Raw genomic sequence first — 25,888 nt, forward strand, 5'->3', positions numbered from 1 at the left:
CCGGAGCAAGTAATCGCCAAAGCTAGCGAGTTAATCGCCAAAATGAAGGGAATAATCGCCAGACAGCAAAATTCAGGCCTCTGCCGTGCGGATAATCGCCAAACCGGAGCAAGTAATCGCCAAAGCTGGCGAGTTAATCGCCAAAATGAGAGGAATAATCGCCAGAACGCTAAACTTAAGCATCTGCATTGCAGATAATCTCCAGAACACGAACTTAAGCAACAACAAGTGGAAACAAATAACAAAAAAAGAGAATCAATTCAATAGAAATTGATTCTCTAAAAAATCACCTATTTTTTATTAATATTACTAGGAATTAAATAATACCTACCTCGTTTTTTACCATAAGATTCTAATTCCAATCGACTTAGTATTTTCGAAGCTGCATCCATTGACTCCACCCCAAAAAACTCCCGAAACTCTTTATTCGTAATCTTATTCCCTATGAGCGCACGGTAATCGTGTAAACCTTGGAGTATGGCACTTTTATCGCGTGCCCCACAACTCATACATTGCCAAGTGCCGCCGCGATAGGTCATGATCACTTGAAAATCACAAACCCCGCAAAGCACACCTTTTCTTAACCGAGACAAATCAAAACTTGGATTCACTTCTTGACGCTTTAATTTTGTTAGTAATATTTTCGAAAGCTGAGCCGACTGTTTTTCGGATAGTTTTTCGTGATATTTTTTCAGAAGTCTTTGTACAAAGTGTCGTAAACCGCTCGAATGGAAGATAGGAAAATTCTTGGGGACATTGCCGATGATTGTAGCGGGATTTGAAAAAACAAGGGCACCTTCGATGGGAAGGGGAAACTTAAACTGATCGAGCAACACACCAAGATGTTGCGCATGTCTTCTTATCTGATCTAGAGGATTCGCATAACTTTTCGTAGTGCCATCAGGTCTTGTTACGATCATCTGATGTTTGTCTTCATCGATATCAACTCGGCCAGAAATATTTTTTATTTCCAAAATCAGCAAATACTTCAACGTGAGCGAGACGGTATCAATTTGGTGGGAAAAGCCATGTTCATTTTCAAACTCGTAGTTACAAAATAAATAATGGCAGCCAAGGTTTGGCATGTCAAACCATTCTCGATCCACCCACTTTTCGCCTTCATACCCAGCAACTTGCCTTTGATAGCCTTCTTTAAAGTAAGCATAGTCACTGTCACTAGGATGTAACCGACGAACTAAAGATTCTAACATGACTAACTTGCTAGACTTCGTTCTCTCCAACAACAACATCATCTCACCTCCTCAACTACTATAATAAAGACCACGCCAAGGAAATTAAACCCAAAAATAAAAACCGCCCCAAACTTATGATTTGGGGCGGCGGAAGCCGAGTAAATTTATATTTTAAACTCCAACTTTTTCTTTTTCTTCTTTTTTGTTCCCAGACCCAGAATTAGGTTCTTCATTGTTCTCCATACGGCTTGCTTTTGCAGACCAGTATGTTGCTAGGATTGGTCCTGAGATGTTGTGCCAGAAGCTGAAGATCGCACTTGGTACAGCTGTGATTGGATCAGGGAAGTGAGCTGTTGCTAATGAAGCCCCTAAACCTGAGTTTTGCATACCAACTTCGATGGAAACGGCCTTTTTATCTTCATATTTTAAGTTAAATAGTTTACCAACTAAATACCCGATTAAATATCCTAAACCGTTGTGTAAAATAACAATCGCTAAGATGAATAAACCAGATTCGATAATACGATCACGACTTCCACTTACAACAGCTGCTACGATTAAAACGATCGCGATAACTGATACTACTGGAAGGACATCAACTGCTTTTGAAACGATTGGTTTAAAGAAGAATTGAGCAATTGCTCCAAGAATAATAGGAACTAATACAACTTGAACTACTGACATAAACATTGCCTTGAAATCAACTGGTAACCATGCACTTGCAAGTAAGTAGATTAATGCTGGTGTCATGATTGGTGCTAATAAAGTAGTAACAGATGTAATTGTTACTGATAATGCTGTATTACCTTTTGCCAATAAAGTCATAACGTTCGATGAAGTACCACCAGGACAACATCCTACTAAAATTACCCCTACTGCTAATTCAGGTGGAAGTTGGAATAACTTTGCTAATCCGAATGCAAGTAGTGGCATTACAACGAATTGAGCGATAACACCGATAAATACGCCTTTTGGATATCTAACTACTAATTTAAAGTCACTTAGTTTTAACGTCATCCCCATACCGAACATAACGATACCTAATAATGGAGTGATGTACTGAGCAAGCCACTTAAAGTTTTCTGGCGTCCACATCGCAAGGCCAGCTGCAAGTAAAACCCAGATTGCAAACGTGTCACCTGCAAATTTTCCTATTTTTTGTAATGGATTCATTCTATGTACCTGCCTTTTTTGAATTTAATAGGATTTATTATAGTGAAGTAAAATCGGAATTACAATAAGATTCAGAAAAATTAGACAAACAGCATGCAAAAGAGAATAAAATACTCTAAAAGTAGAATAATTAGTAATATTAACACTGTGACCATAGTGAAAACCCATACTGAAACTAGTAGATATTTAGTATTTAATTGCTTATAATCTACTAAATCCCAATAGAAATTTGCTTTTCTAATTGTTTATTGTAAACGTTGACTGTTTTTGGTATACTGTACTATGTTGTAAAGTTTCATTTTCAGGAGGTGGAGTTCATGCATACGTTACTGTTAACTTTGCTGATCATCGTAAGCTTAGCATTAATTGCAGTTGTTTTATTACAATCAAGTAAAAGCTCAGGATTATCAGGGGCCATCTCAGGTGGAGCTGAGCAACTTTTCGGTAAACAAAAAGCAAGAGGTATAGATTTAATTCTACATAGATTAACTGTTGTTCTTGCGATTTTATTCTTTATTTTAGCTTTAGTCGTAGTTAAAATATAATTTTGAATGAAAACAATATAATTTGAAAATAATGAAAGCCTAACCGAGCATGGTTAGGCTTTTTCATATATAATGGAAGTTATGCGATGGAAGAAAAATATGTATATACAAGTAGATTTTGGAGGCTTCATGTTTTGCGAAAAATAAAAATAGAACCTTTTTTCTATAAAGCTGGACCGCGAGCTGTTTTGTTATTACATGGTTTCACTGGAAGTTCCTCAGACGTAAGAATACTAGGTCGTTTCTTAGAAAAAAACGGATACACTTGCCATGCGCCGCACTATAAAGGACATGGTGTTCCACCAGAGCAACTAATCGAATCGTCACCAGACGAGTGGTGGCAAGACGTCATTAAAGGATACGAATTGCTAAAAAATGAAGGCTACGAGGAAATTGCAGTAGCTGGACTCTCGCTCGGCGGGGTTTTCTCATTAAAACTTGCCATGAACGCTCCATTAAAAGGCGTAGTTACGATGTGTGCTCCAATGTCGATGAGAACGACTGACAAAATGTTTGAAGGCGTTCTAAAATATGCGAAAGACTACAAGCAATTTGATGGAGAAGACCCAGAGCAAATCGAAAAAGATGTTGAAGCAATTCGGAAAAAGGGTATGCCATCTTTACCTGAACTTCAGCAACTAATCCGAGACGTAAGAAAAGAATTGGACTTAATCTATGCACCAGTATTAGTTGTTCAATCTAGAAATGATGAAGTAATTGACCCACAGTCTGCTCATATAATTTATGAAGATGTGGAATCCTTAAAGAAGGAACTTGTTTGGTTTGAGCATTCAAAGCATGTCATTACACTAGATAAGGAAAAAGAACAATTGCATGAAACAATTCTGCAGTTTTTAAATTCCCTAGATTGGAATGAATAGCTCTTTCCAGCAAACAATAAGTAAATATAAAGTCACATTAGTATGTTAAAAGGAGGGAAATCTATGACTCAAAACAATACACTACAACAACGTCTATTGGATCTCATGAAAGACGATGAATATAAACCACTAAAAACGGATGAAATCGAAGAAGTCTTAAATTTAGAAGACGCAGATGAGTTTAAAGAGTTAATAAAAACATTAGTCCGAATGGAAGATCAAGGACTAATCGTTCGTTCGAGATCGAATCGTTATGGTTTACCTGAACGAATGAATTTAATGCGCGGTAAATTTATCGGCCACGCAAAAGGGTTTGGATTTGTAACACCAGAAGAAGAAGGAATGGATGATATCTTTATCCCACCTCATGAAGTAAATGGGGCACTTAATGGGGATATAGTTTTAATTCGCGTATTAAAGGAAACATCCGGAGACCGTAGAGAAGGTACTGTAACGAAAGTAATTGAAAGAAGTCAAACAACTTTTGTTGGAACGTACCAGGCAAATCGCGGTTTTGGATTTGTTGTAACAGACGATAAAAAGTTAAATATGGACATCTTCGTAACAAAAGAAGATTCCCTTGGAGCAGTTGACGGTCACAAAGTTGTTGTGGAAATCGTAAACTGGCCAAGTGAAATTAAGTCTGCAACAGGGATTATTACAAAAATTCTAGGACATAAAAATGATCCTGGTGTTGATATTTTATCGATTATTTATAAACATGGGATTCCACCAGAATTCCCACAAGAGGTTGTAGATGCGGCTGCTCAAGTGCCTGACTCCATCTCTGAGGATGATTTAGTTGGCCGTCGTGATCTGCGCAATGAAATGATTGTCACTATTGACGGTGCAGATGCAAAAGACCTTGATGATGCTGTTACTGTAACAAAACTCGAAGACGGTAAATACAAACTTGGTGTCCATATTGCCGATGTTAGTTACTATGTGACAGAGGGCTCTTTACTTGATAGAGAAGCTTATGACCGTGCGACGAGTGTTTATTTAACAGACCGAGTAATTCCGATGATTCCACACAGATTATCAAATGGAATTTGTTCATTAAATCCACAGGTGGATCGTCTGACGTTATCATGTGAAATGACTATTGACCGAAATGGGCAAGTGGTTGAACATGAAATTTTCCAATCTGTTATTAAAACGACAGAGCGTATGACTTATTCTGATGTGAATAAAATCTTAGTAGACCAAGACAAAGAATTAATGAAACGATATGAAAGTCTTGTTCCGATGTTTAAAGATATGGAGGAATTAGCTCAAATCCTTCGCAATAAACGTTTTGACCGCGGAGCAATTGACTTTGACTTTAAAGAGTCGAAAGTATTGGTTGATGAAGATGGCTGGCCTCAAGATATCGTACTACGTGAACGTGGAACAGCTGAGCGACTTATTGAAGAGTTCATGTTAGCGGCGAACGAAACGATTGCAGAACATTTCCACTGGATGGAAGTACCGTTTATTTACCGTATTCACGAAGATCCAAAACCTGAAAAGCTGAATCGTTTCTTTGAGTTTGTTACGAACTTTGGATTAGTTATAAAAGGGACGGGGAACTCGGTACATCCAAAAGCATTGCAGGAAATTATAAAAGCGATTGAAGGACTACCAGAAGAACCGGTTATTTCAACGATGTTGCTTCGTTCATTGCAACAAGCGAAATATTATCCAGAATCCATTGGACACTTTGGATTATCAACGGATTATTATACACACTTCACATCGCCAATCCGTCGTTATCCTGACTTAATTGTGCATCGTTTAATTCGAACATATTTAATCAATAAGGATGTTTCGAAGGAAACGACAACAAAATGGGGAATGGCGATGGATGAAATCGCTGATCATACATCAGAACGTGAGCGTCGTGCTGTTGATGCAGAGCGCGATACTGATGCACTGAAAAAAGCACAATACATGTCCGATAAAATTGGTGAAGAATTTGAAGGAATGGTTTCTTCCATTACGAACTTTGGTATGTTTGTTGAATTACCGAACACGGTGGAAGGACTTGTCCACATTAGTAATATGACGGACGACTACTACCATTTCGATGATCGTCAAATGATCATGATTGGTGAACATACAGGTCGCCAATTCCGTATTGGTGATGAAGTCCAAGTTCGCGTAACGAATGTCATTATTGAAGAATCTTCGATTGACTTTGAAGTTGTTGGCATGGTGAAATCCTTTGAAAGAACGAGAAAAGCTGCACCGAAAGTCATTCATGCGGGTCGTCGTGGTGACAGTAAACGCGGTGAAGGTCGTGGTGAAGGCGGGCGTGACAAGAAGGAAGAAGGCCGCGGCGGTGGTCGTGGTGACGGACGTAGAAGAAGAACGGACGACGACAAAAAGCCAGGCGGCGGCGGTAAAGTAAAACAAAAGCAAAGATTTTACGAAGGCGTTGCCAAAAAGAACAAAAAGAAAAAGAAGAAAAGATAACTCGTAGTTTTCAGCGAGTTATTGTATAGTAAAAGAAATAAAAAGTTGTCGGATAGGCTGTCAAAAAATTGCTTTCTAAGGCAAGTGCAGTAAGCAATTTTTACGCAGCCTTTCGCACGTTAGGATTGGAAAGTTGAGGTGTTTTTGGGAAATTGCGCTTGAGTGATTTTCTAAGCAATCAAACAAGAATCCACGAAAGAATTTGTTCGATCCTAGGTGATCGATGTGTTGTGAGGTGTTAAGAATGGCAAAAGGATCTGGAAAAGTATTAGCTCAAAACAAAAAAGCAGGCCATGACTATTTTATAGAAGAAACCTATGAAGCAGGAATGGTATTACAAGGTACTGAAATCAAAGCAATTCGTGCTGGAAAAGTGCAACTAAAAGATTCCTACGTTCAAATCCGAAATGGAGAAGCATGGATTTATAACATGCACATCAGTCCTTATGAACAAGGAAACCGTTTCAATCACGATCCACTACGTGTGCGAAAACTGTTGCTTCACAAAAAGCAAATTGGTGAGTTAGTTGGCGCTGTAAAGCGAGATGGCTACACAATTGTTCCACTCAAAATGTATATTAAAGATGGCTACGCGAAGCTATTAATTGGTCTTGGTAAAGGGAAGAAAGATTACGATAAGCGTAATGATATGAAGAAGAAAGAAGCGAAACGTGAAGTTGAGCGTGCATTTAAAGCACGCAACCAGTAACTATATGAACAGAAATATAGAAATGGTTTCCATTACTTTTCTGCGGAGCTGAATAAAGTGAAGCGGAGCAAAGCGTGAAGTGGAACGTGCGTTTAAGGCAAGAAACCAATAAAAGCTCAGCTGCGAAAAAACTGCTTGTTTCGATTTTGTCTTGTGATGTAAAAAGTGAAAAGCGCTCGCAGACGAATTCGATATACGACTTATTAATAATTAAGTGCAATTTGCACATATTTTTGATTATGTCGTATGTCAATTTCGGTAGTCGAGAGAAATGCGTTTTATTTTTCAAAGTTCTATTTGATCAGGCTATGAAAATGAAGTTTGGTTTTCGCTCCAAGTATTTGCAAAGTCTCCAACAGATACATGGAGATGATGTCTTGAATTCTAGTGTTTCGCGATGTATAATATTCATACAGCCAGTAGAGTTAAGTTCGATGCTTAAATGCATCACTGCCGTACATGGCATCACGCCATGACCCTTATAATAAGGGGACGTTACGGATTCGACAGGGATGGTTCAAGCTTGAGCTGCGCGTCGGAGGTCTCGGCTCCGTCATCAACGGAAGTTATATAATAACTGGCAAACAACAAAATTTAGCTTTCGCAGCGTAAGCTCGTGAGCGCTCTGCCTCTCTATCGCCCATGTAGAGAACGTGGGGCCCAACTTTAGTGGGATACGGTCGGTGGTGCCACTTGAGTCACCGTCAAGAGATTTCCAAGTTAGTGCTCAGGACGCCTGTTTGTCGGCATAATGTAGCACGAATTGCAAATAGGCAAACTACACGCGTAGAAGTTTAAGTATTGGAGTTTCTGGACGCGGGTTCGACTCCCGCCGTCTCCATAGATTTCAACCAATGTCAAAACTCTTGTTAAATTGGGTTTTGACATTTTTTTATTTTCAATCGATTTCAAAGATAATTTTAAATAACAAAAGGTTTTTATAAATACAATTTAGTAAGGTTTAATGTATACCATACGGTTCCAACCCAAACTGAATAATTATTTTATTTATTATACTTCCTGTCACAATGTTCTAAAAAAGGAGTGTTGTAGTCCATACCTCAACACTCCCAAAAATTCATTATCATTCATCCCACTCAAACCTAATCCATCTCCCAATCCTCCATTTCCTCTAAGAAGTTTTCCAACCGTTCATAATTTATTCGATAGCATTTGGATTGATCGAACCGATGAAGTTGTGGTTTATGTGCGATGATAAGTGATTTTTGTTCAAGTTTTTTGAAAATCCGCGAAATTGTTTTCTCAGACCAGAACGGGAAATTTTGTTTTTGCCATTCGAGGTACGATTTGTGTACCCAATTGTGCCCTGCCATGGATAGTGGTTCTTCCTCAGCACTTACGTGTACCTGTTGTAAAACGATAGCTTCATTAAGACTTAATTTTGTTGCAATGGTAGGTAAGACTAGCAGAGGACTTTCTTCTATTAGTAAATTGCTACCTTCACTATTTCCACTCTCATCCACTAAAACTTCATTTGCCTCGTATTTATTCATTTTCTATCTCTCCTTTTTTTAGACGGTTTGGACCACTCTATCTATTACATAGTGACTTTTGCGTCTAATTGAGACATGCTGAACGAACAAATTTTCAATTAGGCATTTTTTATTCTCCTAAAAATCACAATCGCCAATTTTTTCTCTCCATCATGTCTCATTTTTCGAGTTTGAAAGCTATATAAAGGGTGAATCGAATATTTCAAAAAGGAGAGCATTAACATTGAAAGAAAAGTTACTTATTCCAGAGGCACCTTTGCAAACATTACCTACACTTGCGTTGAAACTAGGTATTAAGGAGGCAATGATTTTGCAGCAGCTTCATTATCGTTTGATGCATTCGCCTTATAAAAAAGATGGTTATACTTGGTACAGACATACATACATGAATTGGCAAAAGCAATTTCCTTTTTATTCGGAGAAGACGATTAGTCGGGGCTTTTTGAACTTAGAAAAGGATCGCATCATTATTTCGAGCCAAGTCTACAACCCAGCCAAAGTCATGAAAACGAAATGGTATCGAATTGATTACGAGGAATTGTATCGTCGACTAGGTATGCAATATGATCCCATCAATGAAACGCTTGTTGGTTTTGGACAACACCCGGAAGTTCAGACAGAAATTTCTCCTGCCATTGAAAGTCAAAATGACTGTAGCAAAAATACAAAAGATTCTCCAATTGTCAGCCAGTATGTACCACAATTGGAGGACAAAGTAGTGCCATATATAAAAGAAGAATTTAAAGAAGAATTAAAAAAGAAAAGGCCTATTGTCGAGAAACATCTCGACGTTGTCGCAGAAGTGATCCAGTACTTAAACAAAAAAACAAATCGAAACTATCGAATTGACAATCATTCAACCCAACGATTCATTAAGGCTAGATTAAAAGAAGGCTACAAATTAGAGGACTTTAAAGAGGTTATTAATGTAAAAGTAAAACAATGGTTACATGATCCGAAAATGAAAACATTCTTAAGACCCAGCACATTATTTAGCCCTACTAACTTTGAAAACTATTTAATCGAATCAAAAGAAAAACGTAGACCAGCGCGGAGACGTGAAATAAAACCAGTCGAACTAGATTTCACTTTAGGTGAGGAAGATTGAAAGGGACGAGGGTACAGTCCCTCTGTTCCCCTCGTCCCGTACCCCATTGCTTAAACGTTTCGTTGGTTGATTATTCACATGACCATCTCCTCATATTCTAAATATTCTTGTTATAACAACTTTTTGTATGGGGAGAAAATTTACGAAAAAACACTTGCATTAAAACTGAAAACCGAATATTATTAATTTCGTTGTTTTAAATGTTCGTATCTAGGAGGTTGAAATTTTTGTTTCGACTAAAAGAAAATAATACTACTGTAAAAACTGAAATTTTCGCAGGTTTAACGACTTTCTTTACAATGGTATACGTTGTAATCGTGAACCCTTCAATTCTATCTATTGCTGGTGTGCCTAGCGAACAAGTATTTACAGCGACAATTATCGCTGCTGTATTTGGTACGTTATGGTTGGCACTATTTGCAAATTATCCAATCGCAATGGCTCCTGGTATGGGTCTGAACGCATTTTTTACGTTCACGGTTGTCCAAGCTTCTAAAGGTGAAATTGACTATATGACAGCATTTTCTGCTGTATTCGTAGCCGGGATACTTTTCTTCATTATTAGCTTAACGCCTTTACGACAAATGCTCGTTAAAGCAATTCCAAATAACTTGAAATTAGCCATTACGGCTGGTATCGGTTTATTCATCGCTTTCATCGGTATGCGTTCAGCAGGCCTAGTGACAGGTGACGAATCAAGCTTAGTAAAATTAGGCGATTTATCAAGCACTATGGTTTGGTTAACAATCGTAGGTGTTCTAGTTACTGCTATTTTAATGATGTACCGTGTATTCGGTGCAATTTTCTGGGGTATGGTTGTCACAGCAATCATCGCTGCATTTACTGGCAACTTAACATTTGATGGTGTTGTTGCAATGCCAACATTACCAGAAGGTATTTTAGTATGGAATCCAATTGAAGCATTTGGCGATGTAATTAAATACGGCTTATACGGGACAGTATTCTCGTTCATTTTAGTTACATTATTCGACACGACAGGTACAATGGTCGGCGTTGCCAAACAAGCTGGTATTTTAAAAGATGATAAATTACCACGAGCACGTCAAGCATTCCTTGGTGACTCACTAGCAACAACAATTGGTTCAATGTTTGGTACAAGCCCAACAACAGCTTACGTAGAATCTTCTTCTGGCGTAGCAATGGGTGGAAGTACTGGTTTAACGTCGTTAACAGTTGCAGTACTATTTATAATTACTGCATTCTTCTCACCATTAGCGGGTGCATTGGCAAGTGTTTCTGCCATTACATCACCTGCATTAATTATCGTAGGTAGTTTAATGATTGGTGCTGTTCGGGGGATCGAATGGGATAAAGTTGAAGAAGCAATCCCAGCATTTTTAGTTATTTTAATCATGCCATTAACATCTAGTATTTCAACTGGTATCGCATTTGGGTTTATTTCTTACCCATTATTTAAGTTATTCAAAGGTGAAGGTAAAGAGGTTCACCCATTACTTTACTTCTTTGCGATTTTATTCATTATTCAATTAGTATTTATGCCTCACTAAAAACTTCAAGCCTCTCGTTTAAAGCGAGTGGCTTTTTTATGTGAGCCAGTTTTTGGAGAAAAACTTGAACTTTTCGAATCCCAGCAGTCTCCATATAAATTCTATTGACGTCCTGACCTAGACTTGTTATCATTCTTTTATTGTTTTTTAATAGAATAGAAATACCTTGTATAAATTCAAGAATACGGCTTGAAAGTTTCTACCAGCTACCATAAACAGCTTGTCTACAAGGAATGGAAAATTAATAATATTTTTATATTCCTTTTTGTAGATAAAAACTTTGGCCAAACTAAGGTCAAAGTTTTTTTATTATTAAGCACATACTATTATGTAATGGCTGTAAAACGAACCTCGGAATCATTTCCGTTCATTCTTTCATTTAGCAAAATAGGAGATTACATCATGAGAAACTTTTTTAAATTTACTGAACGGAATACTTCCTTTAAACAGGAAACACTAGCGGGCGTGACAACCTTCCTATCTATAGCATATATATTGGTCGTCAATCCTCTTATACTAAGCCAAGCTGGGATGGATAGTGGGGCTGTATTTACTGCAACAGCTCTTACTGCAATCATCGGTACTTTACTTATTGGTTTGCTTGCTAACTACCCAATCGGAATTGCACCGAGTATGGGGCTGAATTCATTTTTCACTTTTTCTGTGTGTATTGGGATGGGCATACAATGGCAAGTTGCCTTGACTGGAGTTTTTATTGCAGGGATTATTTTTATGATTTTAAGTGTATTGAAAATTCGGGAGAAGATCATTAATATCATTCCATTGAATTTAAAATATGCAATCGCTTCAGGAATTGGATTTTTCATTACATTCATTGGGTTGAAGAATGGAGGAGTTATTATTTCCAATCCTGATACATTTGTTTCGATTGGAAACTTATCTTCACCTACGACTCTACTAGCCATTCTCGGCTTGGTTATTACCATTGTTATGTTAGTGCGTGGAATCAATGGCGGAATTTTTTATGGAATGATCATTACCACGGTTATTGGGATGATTGTTGGATTAATTAATGTTCCTTCAAAAATTATTGGAAGTATACCGAGCATAGAACCAACATTTGGAGTAGTGTTTTCCCATTTGGATCAGGTGTTCACCCCTGAATTATTGGCAGTGATCTTCACTTTTTTAATTGTTGCCTTTTTTGATACGGCAGGTGCTTTAATTGCACTGACTAGTCAAGCGGGAATGATGAAAGGGAATACGGTTCCGAATATAGGAAGGGCATTGCTTGCTGATTCTACCGCTAGTGCAGTTGGAGCTATACTGGGAACATCTACACCTGCGACGAGTGTTGAATCTTCTGCTGGAATTGCAGTCGGAGGAAGAACAGGCTTTACGGCTGTGGTTATTGCTGCTTGTTTTACGATTGCATTGTTCTTTTCACCAATTCTTTCCGTTATTACTTTGGAAGTTACTGCCCCTGCATTAATTATTGTAGGAGCATTAATGGCAATGGAAATCAGAAAGATAGACTGGACGAAGCTGGAAATTGTCATTCCATCCTTTTTAACCATCATCATGATGCCCCTCACTTCTAGTGTGGCAATCGGTCTTGCATTTGGTTTTATTCTATATCCACTTTGTTTAGTAGCGCAAAAGCGTTATAAAGAAATTCATCCAATTATGTATGTGCTTTGTTTGTTATTCATACTATACTTTGCTTTTATAGTGTAGCCTAAGGATAGAAAATTAGGTGACTATGAGAATTGGTTGAGGGTATATAGAGCAGGGCTAAAAGCCAAAATTCTTTAAAACAAAGGGTTTTGGCTTTTTCTAATGTCTTTGTGTGGGGATGGAAACTTTTGTTCTAAATAATAAAATGCAGGGACAAACCTGTCCCTTCCGTCCTAAATAGGTAGTGTTAAATTCCTGACCGTTTTAATGAATATGCAGGATGTTTCTTAACCACGATCGGACCAGATGTTTGTGATAAACTATAAGAAGACTTTTTCTTAGGAGGATTCTATGAGCTTGATCGCACAACATCCTTATATAAAAACAGAAAGAAAAGTGACAAGGTTTGAACAGTTTGAAATTGAACATGAACGAATCATTTACTTATACACGGATAAGGTCGTTACACAGTATAGAGAGTTTCCGATTATGGATGTAATGGATTTTTCTTATCGAGAAATTGCAAATCAAGGCGGTATTCTCTATTTACATACGCTACAAGGTGTATATCCGTATGTTGTGAAATCTTCACCGGAAGCTTTTATCACATCATATAGAGCGTATTTTAAGTAAAGATTGTATTCCAATTAAACCAATTTGCGGTAACAGACATATGTGAATTTCAACAGCTTAGTATTTCAATACTAAGCTGTTTTATTTAACAGTATGTTATTAAATCCTTGCGAATAAAGAAAGAGTTCCCCGTATGTCCTCCGATGGCATCTATAAAGGGACTCTTTTTTTGATTATAAATGCGCTATAGTAGTTCAACTTTATTCATTTGCAATTTCGATAGGAAGCTAACCCACATAAGATAATAGATTACCAAAAAATAGTATGATATATTAAAAAATGGATTTGCCTTAAGTTAAAATGTTAATTATGGTTGAAATTATTTAAAAGTAAATTGAAATGGAGGATTATCAATGTCAAAGCGAATACTAGGTTTATTAACAATCGCAACGGTATTAACTACAGGAGTTTTTGTAGTGGATACTTTGCTAGAATCTAAAGAGGTACAAGCAAGTAACATACAAAGTGAAGCTTCTGAATTAAAATACATAAGTTCTGCAAATGTTGGCGCTGGAAAAAATGCAAACATACAATACAACGACTTCGACCTGAAACAGTATTGGGCTGATGATATGCTATGGATGATAAATAATGGCTATATTACAGGTTATATCAACCAAAACCATCCAACTACAAAGAAATATGGTACATGGTTAGACCCGAATGGAAAGTTAACAGAAGAACAGGCTCTGAGTATACTTTTACGTTATCAGTATGATTTAGCTGGTTATGAGCATATGAAGAGTAAAAATTTTACCAACTCATATAAATGGAGTGACATGGACTATATTACTGCTGAACTACAAGGGATCATAAATGGGCCAAGTAATCTAACAGTAGAATCCAACGGGTATTTTTCTATCAATACCAGTTCTTCTTCAGATGATAATCGAAGTAAACAAATAACTCGAGGGAGTTTGGCTCAGTTGTTAGTTTCAATGCGCTATGGTTCAGAAGACATTACGTTAGATGAAGCTGTACAATTTATGTTCAAAAATAAAATTACAAGTGGGACAAATCCAAAAAAAGGTGCAACACTAGAAAACTACGCACCAGAGATGAAATTAACAAGAGCGCATATATCTACTTTCTTAAAAAAATATCATGATTCAATATCATCAGAAAATGTAGTGGAAATTGCAAGATTTGTTGGTGATGCTAAGCCGTTTGTGCCTCCTGCAATTTTACAAACAACTGTACCAGTTACATCTCCTGTACTCCTTGAACAGGATCCAAATTTATTAACATTAGTACCAAAGAAATTAAAAACGCCAGATGTAATTGGAAACAAGGTGAAGACAAAATTCGGCGAGCGCTCATATGGTACAAACACGCAAGCAGAATACGATGAATTGATGAAGGTAATTGAGCAAAATACTCGCGACGGAAACTATAGTAAATTCAAAAGTGACTATAAATATATAAAATATTTAGATCAAGCGTTTGAAGATGTTTTTTATAAGGAGAAAAAAGCGATCACTGATAAGAGAAATCCAGAATACAGAACCCCTTATAACCTAGCTCTTTTAGCAGCTGAAGATATCTATGAGAATTTTGGAGATAGCATTAAGACTTTCGAGGAGTATAAACGAGTTTCTGACAGTTTAACTATTTTAGGAAATTCAAGCTATTACGACCCTTCAAAGGGTGTAGCAAATGGAGCAGTGTCAGCTTACGATTTAGTAGTTAATGGACTTTATAGTGGATCATCAAGTTCTTATTATACTAGTGCAGTACTAGATCAAGTGGGGATTGAATCTGTAGTAATTCATTCAACCAAATTATCAACATCGGATCAAGTTGCATTCAAATTATATGACAAGTGGTATTTGATGGATGGTGGTCTTAAGGAGGTAACGGTAGATTATCTAACTAAGAATTCTCATATTCGCTATGCTCCAAACGGTGGAGTAGAAGCTTTATCACCAATTCTTCATGCCATTTATTACCCAATTAACTAAAAACAGTTTTTTTAAAAGTGGCAGGGAAAAAAACCTAAAAAGCCTGTAAAATCGTAACGCATATAAAAATAATTTTTTTGTGGCCCCAGAGGAAACTTTAGTATGTTTTCTCAGGCATTTGCGTCGATTTATCAATTAAAAGTTGCCTTAAAGGCAACTTTTAACGCTTGCAAACGTAGTAATGACGTGGCTTCAGAGCGTTTTGCACTTGCGTTAGGAATGCGGATTCTGTATAGTTTGGTACAGGCCAATTACTGACTCGCTAGCAGTCGATTATACGGAGGAAAGAAATTGTTCCAAATGAATATGACGAGTGTTGCAAAAGCGCATAGCGTAAATTACGAGGCATTGCGCAAATATGTAAAGGCTATAAGAGGAATCTATCCGAATTATGCCAGAGGCGGAAAAATGGATGTTAGAGAGATAGGGTATATTACGATTTTCTTAGATGCATTTAGTACAACGAACGAAAGTAATAAAACGCAGGCAGCGGTTACAGCCGTAGATAATGCGATAAAATCCGATATGAAACCATTTATACGTTAATATCCTTGTAAAATATTAACCTACCGCAATATCAGCGGTTGAAGCCTCGATATAACTTACGGTTTATGTACCACCCAAAATAACAATAATAATAAAACGGGATACAGGTTCGACTTCTGCCCCAACTCTATAAATTATGAAAAAACAAACGCCAAAGCCTTAAACAAGGGTTTTGGCGTTTTTACTTATATGTTGTAATTCAATCGGAGGGGCGATGTTGTCTCCTTGTCCCACTATAAATTCCCTCTCTTTGCTAGCAATGGCTCCGAAACACCCTCCACTCCAACAAGCCCCAAAACAGTTAAGAGAGTATTCTGAACCCCATAATAAGCATCCGTAGGGTCATAATATTCATTTAAAGTATGAATTCCTCCATAGTCTCCTCCACCGCCAAGGGTAACGGCTGGGATTCCTAAAGAGATTGGAATATTGGAATCGGTACTTGATGCTGGAGTTGAATCGGGTTCAAATCCAAGAGTTGATGCGGCAGCTGCAGCAGCTTGAACAATGATTGCATCAGGGCTTTGAGTACCAGCAGGACGATCGCCAACCTGTTCAATATTCACAGTGATATCATCGGACTGATTCCAGCGATGATTTTCTTCATCTTTTGCTTGATTGATAATATTTAATACTTTATCTTCTAATTTTTTCAACTCCTCTTGAGAGTTTGAACGTAAATCAATGAACATCTCAGCTTTTTCTGAAATGGTATTAATTGATGTTCCACCTTCAATCAAGCCTACATTAAAAGTAGTTTTTGGATTAGATGGAGTCTCTATATCTGCGATTTTCGCAATTGCTCTGCCCATTGCATGAATCGGGTTAGGTGTTCCAAAAGCACCGAAGCTATGGCCACCTGGTCCTTGATAAGTGACTTTATATCGCTTGCTGCCCGTGCCTAAATAAGTAATTCGACTTGGCTCACCAGGTTCGATGGAAATAAACCCGTCAATATCGTCTCTATTTTTAAATAAAGTCTTAACGCCACGTAAATCTCCTAAACCTTCTTCACCAACTGTTGCACCTATTATCAAATCGCCAACAGTTTGAATATTGGCCTCATTTAATGCTCGTGTAAGTGAAAGAACTACTGCCAGACCTCTGCCATCATCTGCAATTCCAGGCGCATATACTTTTCCATCTATTCTTTTTGCAATTACATCTGTTCCTTTAGGGAACACTGTATCAAGATGGGCACATACCACTAATTTTGGACCATCGCCACTTCCTGGGCGTATTCCAAATACGTTTCCTACTTCATCTACTTCAATATCTTGAATGCCAAGTTCCTCAAGTTTTTCCCTGTACCAAACTCCTTTTACTTCTTCCATAAAAGTAGGTGCCTCAATGGCAGTAAGTTCGATTTGTTCTTCCGTTGTTTGATCATTATCATCCTTCAGAAAGGAAAGTGCTTTCTCCACTTGAGAGTTAGAAATGAGCACATTGTATAGACTATTTACTTGTTCACTAACGACTATCTTTTCCATATCGGTTTCTTTAAACATTCTTTCATCCTCCGTATCCAAACGAATTAAGGAAATAAAATATAACCCCGTTTATTACTTAGATAGCATATTAGTATATTTCCAATTATCAGTCAATTAACAATTGCGAGAAATTTATAATACTAGGTTCATAGTTATAAATAAATCTAATTGTAATCGCCATCTATCAATAAAACCAATCTCCAGCAAATAGTGGTAAATATGTCTATTTGTTCAATATATATATTATCTAATAATTCCTAATAATTAGAAAAATACTTGACTATCATTTTCCAGTTCGATACCATTAAGGAAATATTTTTGGCAATTTTCCAAAAATGGGGGGTATTCAACAATGGGAAAAACAATTAAAGAAATAATCTATGAAAATCGAGACCTTTATAAACAATGGCTCATTGATTTTTGTGCAGTTCCGAGTGTTGCAGCACAAAACAGAGGTATGGAAGACAGTAAAAAGTTTCTTCAAAATTTGTTTGATACTTATATAAATGAAAAGGTTGAATTTATTGAAACAAGTGGATATCCAGTTGCATATTCACATATTGAGGCAGATTCACCTTATACGATTAGTTTTTATAATCACTACGATGTGCAACCTGAAGATCCGATTGAGTTATGGAATACACCACCTTTTGAAGCGACTGAAATCGATGGGAAAATTTATGCAAGAGGCATCGCTGATAATAAGGGGAATTTAATTGCAAGGCTTGCAGCTGTACATGCAATGAAGCAACAAAATCCTAATCTTCCAATCAATGTGAAGTTTATTTTCGAAGGGGAAGAAGAAATCGGAAGTATTAACCTTGCAGAATTCGCAGAGAATCATGCAGATAAAATTCAATCTGATGGCAATGTTTGGGAGTTTGGCTATCGTGATGTTGATGATCGCCTGCAAGTTTCACTTGGAGTAAAGGGTATGCTTTACGTTGAACTTTCAGCTGAAGGAGCAAATACTGACCTTCATTCAGCTAACGCAACAATTATAGAAAGTCCTGCATGGAAACTACTCTTTGCCTTGACTAGTTTAAAAGACCAAAACGATAAAATTCTAATTCCAGGTTTTTATGATGACGTAATAGAGCCAACAAGTGAAGAAATTGAATCTCTTTCTCGTTATTTATTTGATGAAGAAGCAAATAAAGAGCAACTTGGAATCTCTAAATTTGTGAATGATTTAACGGGACTAGATTTAAAAAGGAAGCATTTATTTGAACCAACATGCAACATATGTGGGATCAACTCCGGATATACAGGGGAAGGATCAAAAACAGTACTTCCAAATCATGCATTTGCAAAAATAGATTTTAGATTGGTACCAGGACAAGATCCAAATCGTATTTTAAAACTACTGCGAGAACATTTAGACAATCAAGGGTTCCAAGATATTAAGATAAAAGATATGTCTGGTGTTCAGGCAGCAAGAACACATCCAACAGAAGCAATCGTTGAAGCTGTTATTGAAACAGTAACTGCAAGCGAGGAAATGGCTCCAAATATTGTGCCAAATACACCTGGAACAGGGCCAATGTATGATTTATGCCAGCGTTACGGTATCCCATCTGTCTCCTTTGGTGTGGGTCACTACGCATCAAGAAATCATGCACCAAATGAAAACATTCGTGTACAAGACTTTTATAAACATATTGAACAAGTGGCAGACCTCATAGTGCGATTCGAACAAAAGTTAAAAAGTAAAGGAGTTGAGTGAAATCATGCAACTAACTCAAAACGATGCTTTCCATAAGGTAGAAACAAAATATCCCGAAATAAACAAAGCGATCTTACAAAACTTAGATACTGTTATTAAAATTCGTAGAGATTTAAGACAGCATCCAGAACTATCATTTGAGGAAAAACGAACGTCTAGTATTGTCGCAAACTATTTACGAGAATGGGGTTACGAGGTACAAGAAGGCGTTGGTGGTACAGGTGTTGTTGGTATTTTAAAAGGAAGAAACCCAGGTAAGGTAATGGGGCTTAGAGCTGATATGGATGCCCTTCCGATGGATGATGAAATATCTGCTGCGTATAAAAGTATCAATGAAGGTATTGCCCACACTTGCGGACACGACGTTCATACTTCAAATCTATTAGGAGTTGCAAAGGTTTTTAGTGAACTTGGACTTGAAAAAGGAACATTAAAACTAATATTCCAACCAGCTGAGGAAATCGGCCAAGGTGCAAAAGCAATGATTGATGAAGGGGTTTTAGTAAATCCTAAGATGGATTTGCTCGCTGGATTACATGTCGCGCCGATTCTTGATGTAGGTGAATTTTCATTAGTAAATTCAACATATGATTGTGCAGCGGTTGATATTTTTGAACTTGTAATAGAAGGAAAAGGTGGACATGCAGCGCATCCTCATAGAGCGATTGACGCAGTAATGATTTCTGCCCAAGTATTAGTTGCAATGCAGCAAATTGTTAGTAGGCAAGTGGATCCTCTAAAGCCAGTAGTTTTAAGTTTCGGCCAAATCGTAGGGGGAACAAAAGGAAATATATTGCCAAATTCAGTAACGATTAATGGAACTGTGCGCACATTAGATCCGGATGTTAGAGATCAAGTACCAGAATCGATGGAGAAAATCGCAAGAGGAATTGCAGAATCTTTTGGCGGAAAGGCACATTTGGATTATCAAAGAGTTACTTCTTCAATGAGTACGGATGAGCATGCGAAGAATGATTTCAGTGAACTTGTAACTGAACTGTTCGGTGAAGATTCAATGCATTGGGTAACTCCTTCAATGGGTGGAGAGGATTTTGCAGAATACTCAAAGCTCGTCCCATCTTTATTCTTCAGATTAGGTACAAGATCTAGTGAAGAAACAGATTATTCAATTCATCATCCGAAGTTTGATATTGATGAAGAAGCAATACGATATGGCATGACGTTATTTAGCGTTTTATCCTACAAATTTTTAAATGAGTAAAAGGGGGAATAATAGATGAAAAAGACATATCTAATTTTGGTAACTGTTTTACTATTAGTACTATCAGCGTGTAGCAACGGTAGTGAAGGTACATCTGATAACGGGAAAACTGACCAACAAAGTGAAAAAAAGACTTTGGTAATTGCAAATGGTACAGATATGGTTTCATTTGATATCCATAATCACAACAATACTAGTACAGAAGCTATTCACGTTAATATTTTTGACTATCTTGTTAGAAATACAGGAGATGGATTTGAAGGAGTATTAGCTGAGAGTTTTGAAAATATCGATGATAATACTTGGACATTTAAATTAAAAGAAGGGGTAAAATTCCATGATGGTTCCCCGTTAACAGCAGAGGATGTAAAGTTCTCCCTAGAACGTGCAGCAAAAGACAACACATTGCTAGAACATGGTAGTTATAAACAAATTAAAGAAGTAGTTGTAAAAAGTGAACTAGAATTTGATATTGTAACTGAAAATCCAGAACCAGCACTTTTAAACCGTATTTCTCGCATCGGTTCAGGAATTTTACCAAAGAAATATATTGAAGAAAATGGTTGGGATACATTTTTACAAAAACCAATTGGATCAGGTCCATACAAATTTAAAGAATGGAAAAAAGATGACCGTGTCATCCTTGAGAAAAATGAAGATTACTTTGGCAGAACACCAAAATGGGATGAAGTTGTCTTCCGTTCAATTCCAGAAGATTCAACACGTGTATCTGAAGTCTTAACAGGTGGTGTGGATATTGCGGTGAATATTCCACCTACAGACATCCAACGTATCGATTCTACTGATGGTGTATCAGTTGTAACAGGTCCGACACAACGTGTAATGCTATTAGCTCTTCGTACAGGTGGCGATGGCCCAACCGCTGATCCAAAAGTACGTGAGGCAATTGATTTAGCGATCGATAAGAAAATCATTGTAGATACACTACTACAAGGTATGGGAACTGTAACAAGAACTCGTGTTACGCCAGGAAATGTTGGAGCAAACGAAAGCCTTTACGGTGTCTCCCTATATGACAAGGAACGTGCACGTGAGCTACTGAAAGAAGCTGGATATGCTGATGGGTTAACAGTAACAATGTCTTCTCCAGCAGGACGTTATTTAAAAGATAAAGAAGCAGCAGAATTAATGTCTGCGATGCTTGCTGAAGTAGGTATTACAGTTAAGCTTGAGTTTTTAGAATGGAGTAACTTTAACGAGAAATATCAAGGCAAATCTTTTGGTGATATTTTCATGATTGCCTATGGAAACTCTATGTTTGATGCTTCGCTTGCCCTAGACCGTCTGAAGTTTGAAAAAGCATCAGGAGAAACGGATTACAATAATCCAAAAGTTGAGAGTATCCTTCAAGAAGCTGAGAAAAACATGAACTTAGATGAGCGCGCACAACAATACATGGAAGCACAAGAAATGATTGCAGAAGATCGCCCGTACATCTACTTATATCAAATGGACTCTATTTACGGAGTTAGCGACCGTATTCAATTTAACCCAGCTTTAAATGAAATGTTATATGTTGATGAAATTACATTGAAATAAGGCTTGGACAAAAGATAAACTATCAATAAAAAGACAGTATGGGTATGGTAAAAATCTGCTAACACTATATAAGAAAGTCGTTCGTTGGAGAGGCAGGCTGAGACTCTCTCAAAAATGCTAAAGCATTTTCTCGTTGCGATGTAAGTTCAAGGAAGTATTCCTTGTCCTGCGGGATGTAGAAGCAGTCATGAGACCCCGGAGAGCTTTAGCTCCCGGAGGCTCATGGCTTCCCCGCGGAAAGCGAAGCCTGAATCGGAAACGAACGATTGTATATCAAATAGGTACAATCCGTAATGAATGATGGATTGTGCCTTTTCACTTATGTTACAACCACTTTGTTTGTCATCACCCTTTACAAACAGAAACAAGCAAATAGCAAAGTAAAGGAGAGTAAGGTAAAGTTGAAAATCAAAATTGGTGCAATTGGGGCAGTGGATTCATTAAAAAAGTTAGTAGAAGTAGCATCTAAAGACAACAGGATTCAATTAATCGGTTTTCCTTATGACAATTATGATGAACTAACAAACATATTAAGAGAAAATAAAACAAAAGTAGATCAATGGATATTCTCAGGTCAGTATCCCTATGATTATGCGATCAGACATCAAATAATCAATGAAGAAGATGGAAGTTTTCCACCACTTCATGGTATTAGTTTTCTTGGAACTTTCCTAAAAATTATTAAGGAAAGAGGTCATTTCGTATCAAAAATCAGCTTAGATACGATCGATAAAAAAATTGTTCAACAATTGTTATCTGAATTTTCACTGGAGGATTGTTTAATTTCCTTTTCTTCTTATGAATACGATAAATCGTATGAAGAAATTGTTGCTTTTCATGTAGAGCAGCATCGATTAGGAAATTCTGAAGTCGCTATTACAGGTTTTTTATCCGTTTATTTAGAACTTACAAAACGAAACATACCCTGTTACCGTTTAGTCCCTTCCGAACTTGCTATTCAAAAAGAGCTAGACTTATTGGTTACTAGAGCTCAGTCGCAATTGTACGAAAACTCAAAGGTTACGATTATTGGTATTGATGTACTAGAAAATAACCAACAGTACACGATTTATGAGAAACAAAAACAAAGTCTAGAACTAGAACGTGAATTATTAGAGCTAACAGAAAAGTTGAATGGTAGTTTAAGAAAAGAAAGTGGTCGCGTTTATATCTACACGACACATGGCGATTTCGAATTATCGCTTATTGATGAATCAATACTCCAAACGATTCGTGAAATCCAACTTTCCACAAATGTAGAAATGAATATTGGAGTTGGCTCTGGTTATACGGTCTATGAGGCAAAAATGAACTCAAATCTCGCTTGTGAGGAAGGTAAACAGCGAGAAGGGTCTAACATGATCTACATAGATGAAAATAAAAAACTACAGGATATATTGAATCGAGATATAAATTCCGATACACTTCCTGAACTTTGGCAGGAAACATTTAAAAAGCATAACTATAATGCTACTATTCCATTGAAAATCTATCGATATATAAAATTAAAGCAAATAAACCAATTCGGAAGCGATCTAATCACGAATCTATTAAAAAATACAGACCGCAACACACGACGTATTTTAAGTGATTTAGAAAAAATGGGACTTCTAGAATCAGTGGATGAGGAACCATTAGGAAAACGAGGAAGGCCGAAGAAGATTTATACGATCGTAACGGAGATAAATTCAGCTATAATTTAAAGATTGGTTTGATGATGGTATAAAGGCTCAGATAAAGTGGGAATTTCTAATAAGTTCGAAGTAATTTTTAGTAAACTAAATAGGACTTTCCCCTGTCAACGTCAAGACCCTTGCTAAATAAGGGTTTTGGCGTTTTCATTAAACTGCAAAACTTTGATAATCTCAGAGGTTTGGCGTATTTTTCTATCTTGAAAAATCCGAAAGAGAAAGCTAGAAGTAAGTATTTTTTAAAAAAAACAGAATTTTCCCAAGATTGACAATTTTATAAGCTGTTTGTATATTTTAAATACGGAATGAAATTCCTTATAAGGGAAAGGTCCGAAAATATATTGATTGTTTATTAAACAATTAAAAACTGATAATACGAAGTAGTTTAGTAGAAAACAAATGAAAGTACTGCCCTAATTATGAAAAAATAAGGGGAACTTAATAATTATTTTAATTTCCATTCGAAAATTTTTCGTCTTTATGGCAACTATCATTTCATAATCCATTCATGATAAAAAGAAGCAATAGGGGGTATACGTAATTATGGCAAAAGAAATCTATTTTAATGAAGAAGCTAGGAGAGCAATGCTAGTAGGTGTTAATAAATTAGCTGATACTGTTAAAGTGACATTGGGTCCAAAAGGGCGAAATGTTGTCATTGAGCGTAAAGTCGGTGGTCCACTTATTACAAATGACGGTGTAACAATTGCAAGTGAAGTGGAGTTGGCTGATCCTGTTGAAAATATTGGGGCACAGCTTGTTGCTGAAGTTGCTGCAAAAACGAATGAACTTGCCGGAGATGGTACGACAACAGCGACGGTTTTGGCACAAGCGATGATTCAAGAAGGGTTGAAAAATGTAACAGCTGGTGCGAATCCGGTTGGTATTCGTAAAGGAATGGAAAAAGGTGTAACAGCTGCGGTCTTAAAATTACAAACAATTGCGAAAAAAGTCGAAGGGAATCAGTCAATTGCTCAAGTAGCTACGATTTCTTCTGGTGATTATGAGATTGGAAATTTAATAGCAGAAGCAATGGAGAGAATAGGGAATGATGGCGTTATCACAATAGAGGAATCAAGGGGATTTATAACAGAGCTTGACGTTGTAGACGGAATGCAGTTCGACCGTGGTTACTTATCTTCCTATATGGTGACAGATCATGAGCGGATGGAAGCGGTATTAGATAATCCATATATTTTAATAACTGATTATAAAGTTCAATCTGTTCAAGACATATTACCGTTGCTAGAAGAGATTATGCGACAAAATAAACAGCTTGTCATTATTGCGGATGATATTGAAGGGGATGCACTTGCTACTTTAGTCGTGAATAGAATGCGCGGTACTTTCCACGCTGTTGCCATTAAAGCTCCTGGTTTTGGAATACAGAGAAAAGCGATGTTAGAAGATATTGCGGTGTTGACAGGCGGACAATTGATTACTGAAAATCTTGGATTGGATTTAAAAACTACTAAACTAGAACAGCTTGGAAGAGCTGGTAAAATAGTAGTTGCAAAAGATCATACGACCATTATTGATGGTGCGGGTAATAAAGAATCTATCAAAATACGTGTTCAAAACTTACGTGCACAAATTGCAACTGAATTATATCAATATGAAAAAGATAAGCTTCATGAACGACTTGCAAAATTAGCGGGTGGCGTTGCAATTATAAAAGTAGGAGCACATACTGAAACGGAATTACAAGAAAAGAAACTTCGTATTGAAGATGCTCTCAATGCCACACGCGCCGCAATCGAAGAAGGTGTCGTTTCTGGTGGAGGTACGGCATTGTTAAATGTGTATTCTGATGTGGAAAAGTTACTATCAGGTGTAGATGGGGAAGAACAAACGGGCGTTAAGATTATATTACGTGCACTTGAAGAACCTGTAAGACAGATTGTAGAAAATGCTGGGTTGGAAGGTTCTATTGTCGTTGAAAGATTGAAAAAAGAAGAAGTAGGAATCGGTTTTGATGCTGAAAAAAGTGAATGGGTCAATATGATTGATGCTGGTATAGTCGATCCGGCTAAAGTGACAAGGTGTGCATTGCAACATGCCGCGTCTATTGCAGGTATGTTCCTGACGACAGAAGCTGTAATTTCAATCATTCCTGGAGAAGATGAAGAAGACGCAATGGGTGGTATGCATCACCACCATTAAAAATTGAAAATAAGAAATAAACAAGGACCGGGTGTGGTTTTTACCTGGTCCTTCTTTTGTTTTATTAATTCATATATTTATAATTTGTCGTCGATGTAAGGCGCAGAAACTGTCTCCAGAGTTAGTAGTTATCTCTAAATTAGTTAGAA

At 37.1% G+C, this 25,888-nt stretch carries 19 protein-coding genes, 1 other RNA gene and 1 riboswitch; of the genes, 16 read left to right on the forward strand and 4 right to left on the reverse strand.

Features of this window, described 5'->3' with window-relative positions:
- Window positions 1–290: 290 nt before the first annotated feature.
- Both CD29_RS03415 and CD29_RS03420 read right to left on the reverse strand, forming a co-directional pair.
- Window positions 291–1,250 (reverse strand): nuclease-related domain-containing protein, encoded by a 960-nt coding sequence (locus CD29_RS03415; RefSeq protein WP_036182864.1) that lies wholly within the window; start codon window positions 1,248–1,250, stop codon window positions 291–293.
- Between the two features lie 114 nt (window positions 1,251–1,364).
- Window positions 1,365–2,366: a bile acid:sodium symporter family protein gene (locus tag CD29_RS03420; RefSeq protein WP_052123976.1), complete on the reverse strand. Its 1,002-nt coding sequence runs from the start codon at window positions 2,364–2,366 to the stop codon at window positions 1,365–1,367.
- Window positions 2,367–2,683: 317 nt separating this feature from the next.
- On the opposite strand from CD29_RS03420, the gene secG reads away from it, so the two are divergent.
- From secG to ssrA, 5 genes are all read left to right on the forward strand, one after another.
- Window positions 2,684–2,911 carry a preprotein translocase subunit SecG gene (gene secG / locus CD29_RS03425; protein WP_036182866.1) on the forward strand — a complete coding sequence of 76 codons (228 nt, stop codon included), beginning with the start codon at window positions 2,684–2,686 and terminating at the stop codon, window positions 2,909–2,911.
- Window positions 2,912–3,045: 134 nt separating this feature from the next.
- A complete protein-coding gene (locus CD29_RS03430; protein WP_036182868.1) occupies window positions 3,046–3,792 on the forward strand; it encodes an alpha/beta hydrolase in 747 nt (248 codons plus the stop codon).
- Window positions 3,793–3,855: 63 nt separating this feature from the next.
- Window positions 3,856–6,249: a ribonuclease R gene (rnr, locus tag CD29_RS03435; protein WP_036182870.1), complete on the forward strand. Its 2,394-nt coding sequence runs from the start codon at window positions 3,856–3,858 to the stop codon at window positions 6,247–6,249.
- A gap of 244 nt (window positions 6,250–6,493) precedes the next feature.
- The gene (smpB, locus tag CD29_RS03440; protein ID WP_036182872.1) at window positions 6,494–6,958 is read left to right on the forward strand and encodes an SsrA-binding protein SmpB; all 465 of its coding nucleotides are present in this window, start codon (window positions 6,494–6,496) and stop codon (window positions 6,956–6,958) included.
- Between the two features lie 488 nt (window positions 6,959–7,446).
- Window positions 7,447–7,802: a transfer-messenger RNA gene (ssrA, locus tag CD29_RS19895) on the forward strand.
- 259 nt (window positions 7,803–8,061) lie between these two features.
- Here the strand turns inward: ssrA and CD29_RS03445 are convergent.
- Window positions 8,062–8,472 (reverse strand): hypothetical protein, encoded by a 411-nt coding sequence (locus CD29_RS03445; protein ID WP_052123977.1) that lies wholly within the window; start codon window positions 8,470–8,472, stop codon window positions 8,062–8,064.
- 223 nt (window positions 8,473–8,695) lie between these two features.
- Here CD29_RS03445 and CD29_RS19545 point away from each other — a divergent pair, with 223 nt between their 5' ends.
- The 6 genes from CD29_RS19545 (at window position 8,696) to CD29_RS03475 (ending at window position 15,887) form a co-directional block, all read left to right on the forward strand.
- Window positions 8,696–9,580: a conserved phage C-terminal domain-containing protein gene (locus CD29_RS19545; RefSeq protein WP_052123978.1), complete on the forward strand. Its 885-nt coding sequence runs from the start codon at window positions 8,696–8,698 to the stop codon at window positions 9,578–9,580.
- 227 nt (window positions 9,581–9,807) lie between these two features.
- A complete protein-coding gene (locus CD29_RS03455) occupies window positions 9,808–11,109 on the forward strand; it encodes an NCS2 family permease (RefSeq protein WP_036182874.1) in 1,302 nt (433 codons plus the stop codon).
- A 146-nt stretch (window positions 11,110–11,255) separates the two neighbouring features.
- Window positions 11,256–11,356: riboswitch (purine riboswitch) on the forward strand.
- A gap of 155 nt (window positions 11,357–11,511) precedes the next feature.
- Window positions 11,512–12,807 (forward strand): NCS2 family permease, encoded by a 1,296-nt coding sequence (locus CD29_RS03460; protein ID WP_036182876.1) that lies wholly within the window; start codon window positions 11,512–11,514, stop codon window positions 12,805–12,807.
- 291 nt (window positions 12,808–13,098) lie between these two features.
- A complete protein-coding gene (locus CD29_RS03465) occupies window positions 13,099–13,380 on the forward strand; it encodes a hypothetical protein (protein ID WP_036182878.1) in 282 nt (93 codons plus the stop codon).
- A 353-nt stretch (window positions 13,381–13,733) separates the two neighbouring features.
- On the forward strand, window positions 13,734–15,341 hold the full coding sequence (locus tag CD29_RS03470) for a hypothetical protein (protein WP_036182879.1): 1,608 nt from the start codon (window positions 13,734–13,736) through the stop codon (window positions 15,339–15,341).
- Window positions 15,342–15,632: 291 nt separating this feature from the next.
- Entirely contained in the window at window positions 15,633–15,887 is a 255-nt protein-coding gene (locus CD29_RS03475) for a hypothetical protein (protein WP_036182881.1), read from the forward strand.
- A gap of 233 nt (window positions 15,888–16,120) precedes the next feature.
- On the opposite strand, the gene CD29_RS03480 is transcribed toward CD29_RS03475, so the two are convergent.
- Entirely contained in the window at window positions 16,121–17,395 is a 1,275-nt protein-coding gene (locus tag CD29_RS03480; protein ID WP_036182884.1) for a M20/M25/M40 family metallo-hydrolase, read from the reverse strand.
- 334 nt (window positions 17,396–17,729) lie between these two features.
- On the opposite strand from CD29_RS03480, the gene CD29_RS03485 reads away from it, so the two are divergent.
- From CD29_RS03485 to groL, 5 genes are all read left to right on the forward strand, one after another.
- The gene (locus tag CD29_RS03485) at window positions 17,730–19,103 is read left to right on the forward strand and encodes a M20/M25/M40 family metallo-hydrolase (RefSeq protein ID WP_036182886.1); all 1,374 of its coding nucleotides are present in this window, start codon (window positions 17,730–17,732) and stop codon (window positions 19,101–19,103) included.
- Window positions 19,104–19,107: 4 nt separating this feature from the next.
- Window positions 19,108–20,325, forward strand: a complete 1,218-nt coding sequence (locus CD29_RS03490) for a M20 metallopeptidase family protein (protein WP_052123979.1) — start codon at window positions 19,108–19,110, stop codon at window positions 20,323–20,325.
- 15 nt (window positions 20,326–20,340) lie between these two features.
- The gene (locus tag CD29_RS03495) at window positions 20,341–21,885 is read left to right on the forward strand and encodes an ABC transporter substrate-binding protein (RefSeq protein ID WP_036182888.1); all 1,545 of its coding nucleotides are present in this window, start codon (window positions 20,341–20,343) and stop codon (window positions 21,883–21,885) included.
- Between the two features lie 401 nt (window positions 21,886–22,286).
- The gene (locus CD29_RS03500) at window positions 22,287–23,588 is read left to right on the forward strand and encodes a hypothetical protein (protein ID WP_036182890.1); all 1,302 of its coding nucleotides are present in this window, start codon (window positions 22,287–22,289) and stop codon (window positions 23,586–23,588) included.
- 531 nt (window positions 23,589–24,119) lie between these two features.
- On the forward strand, window positions 24,120–25,739 hold the full coding sequence (groL, locus tag CD29_RS03505; protein WP_036182893.1) for a chaperonin GroEL: 1,620 nt from the start codon (window positions 24,120–24,122) through the stop codon (window positions 25,737–25,739).
- Window positions 25,740–25,888: the final 149 nt, after the last annotated feature.

It is taken from the genome of Ureibacillus manganicus DSM 26584 (assembly GCF_000772945.1).
Lineage (GTDB): Bacteria > Bacillota > Bacilli > Bacillales_A > Planococcaceae > Ureibacillus > Ureibacillus manganicus.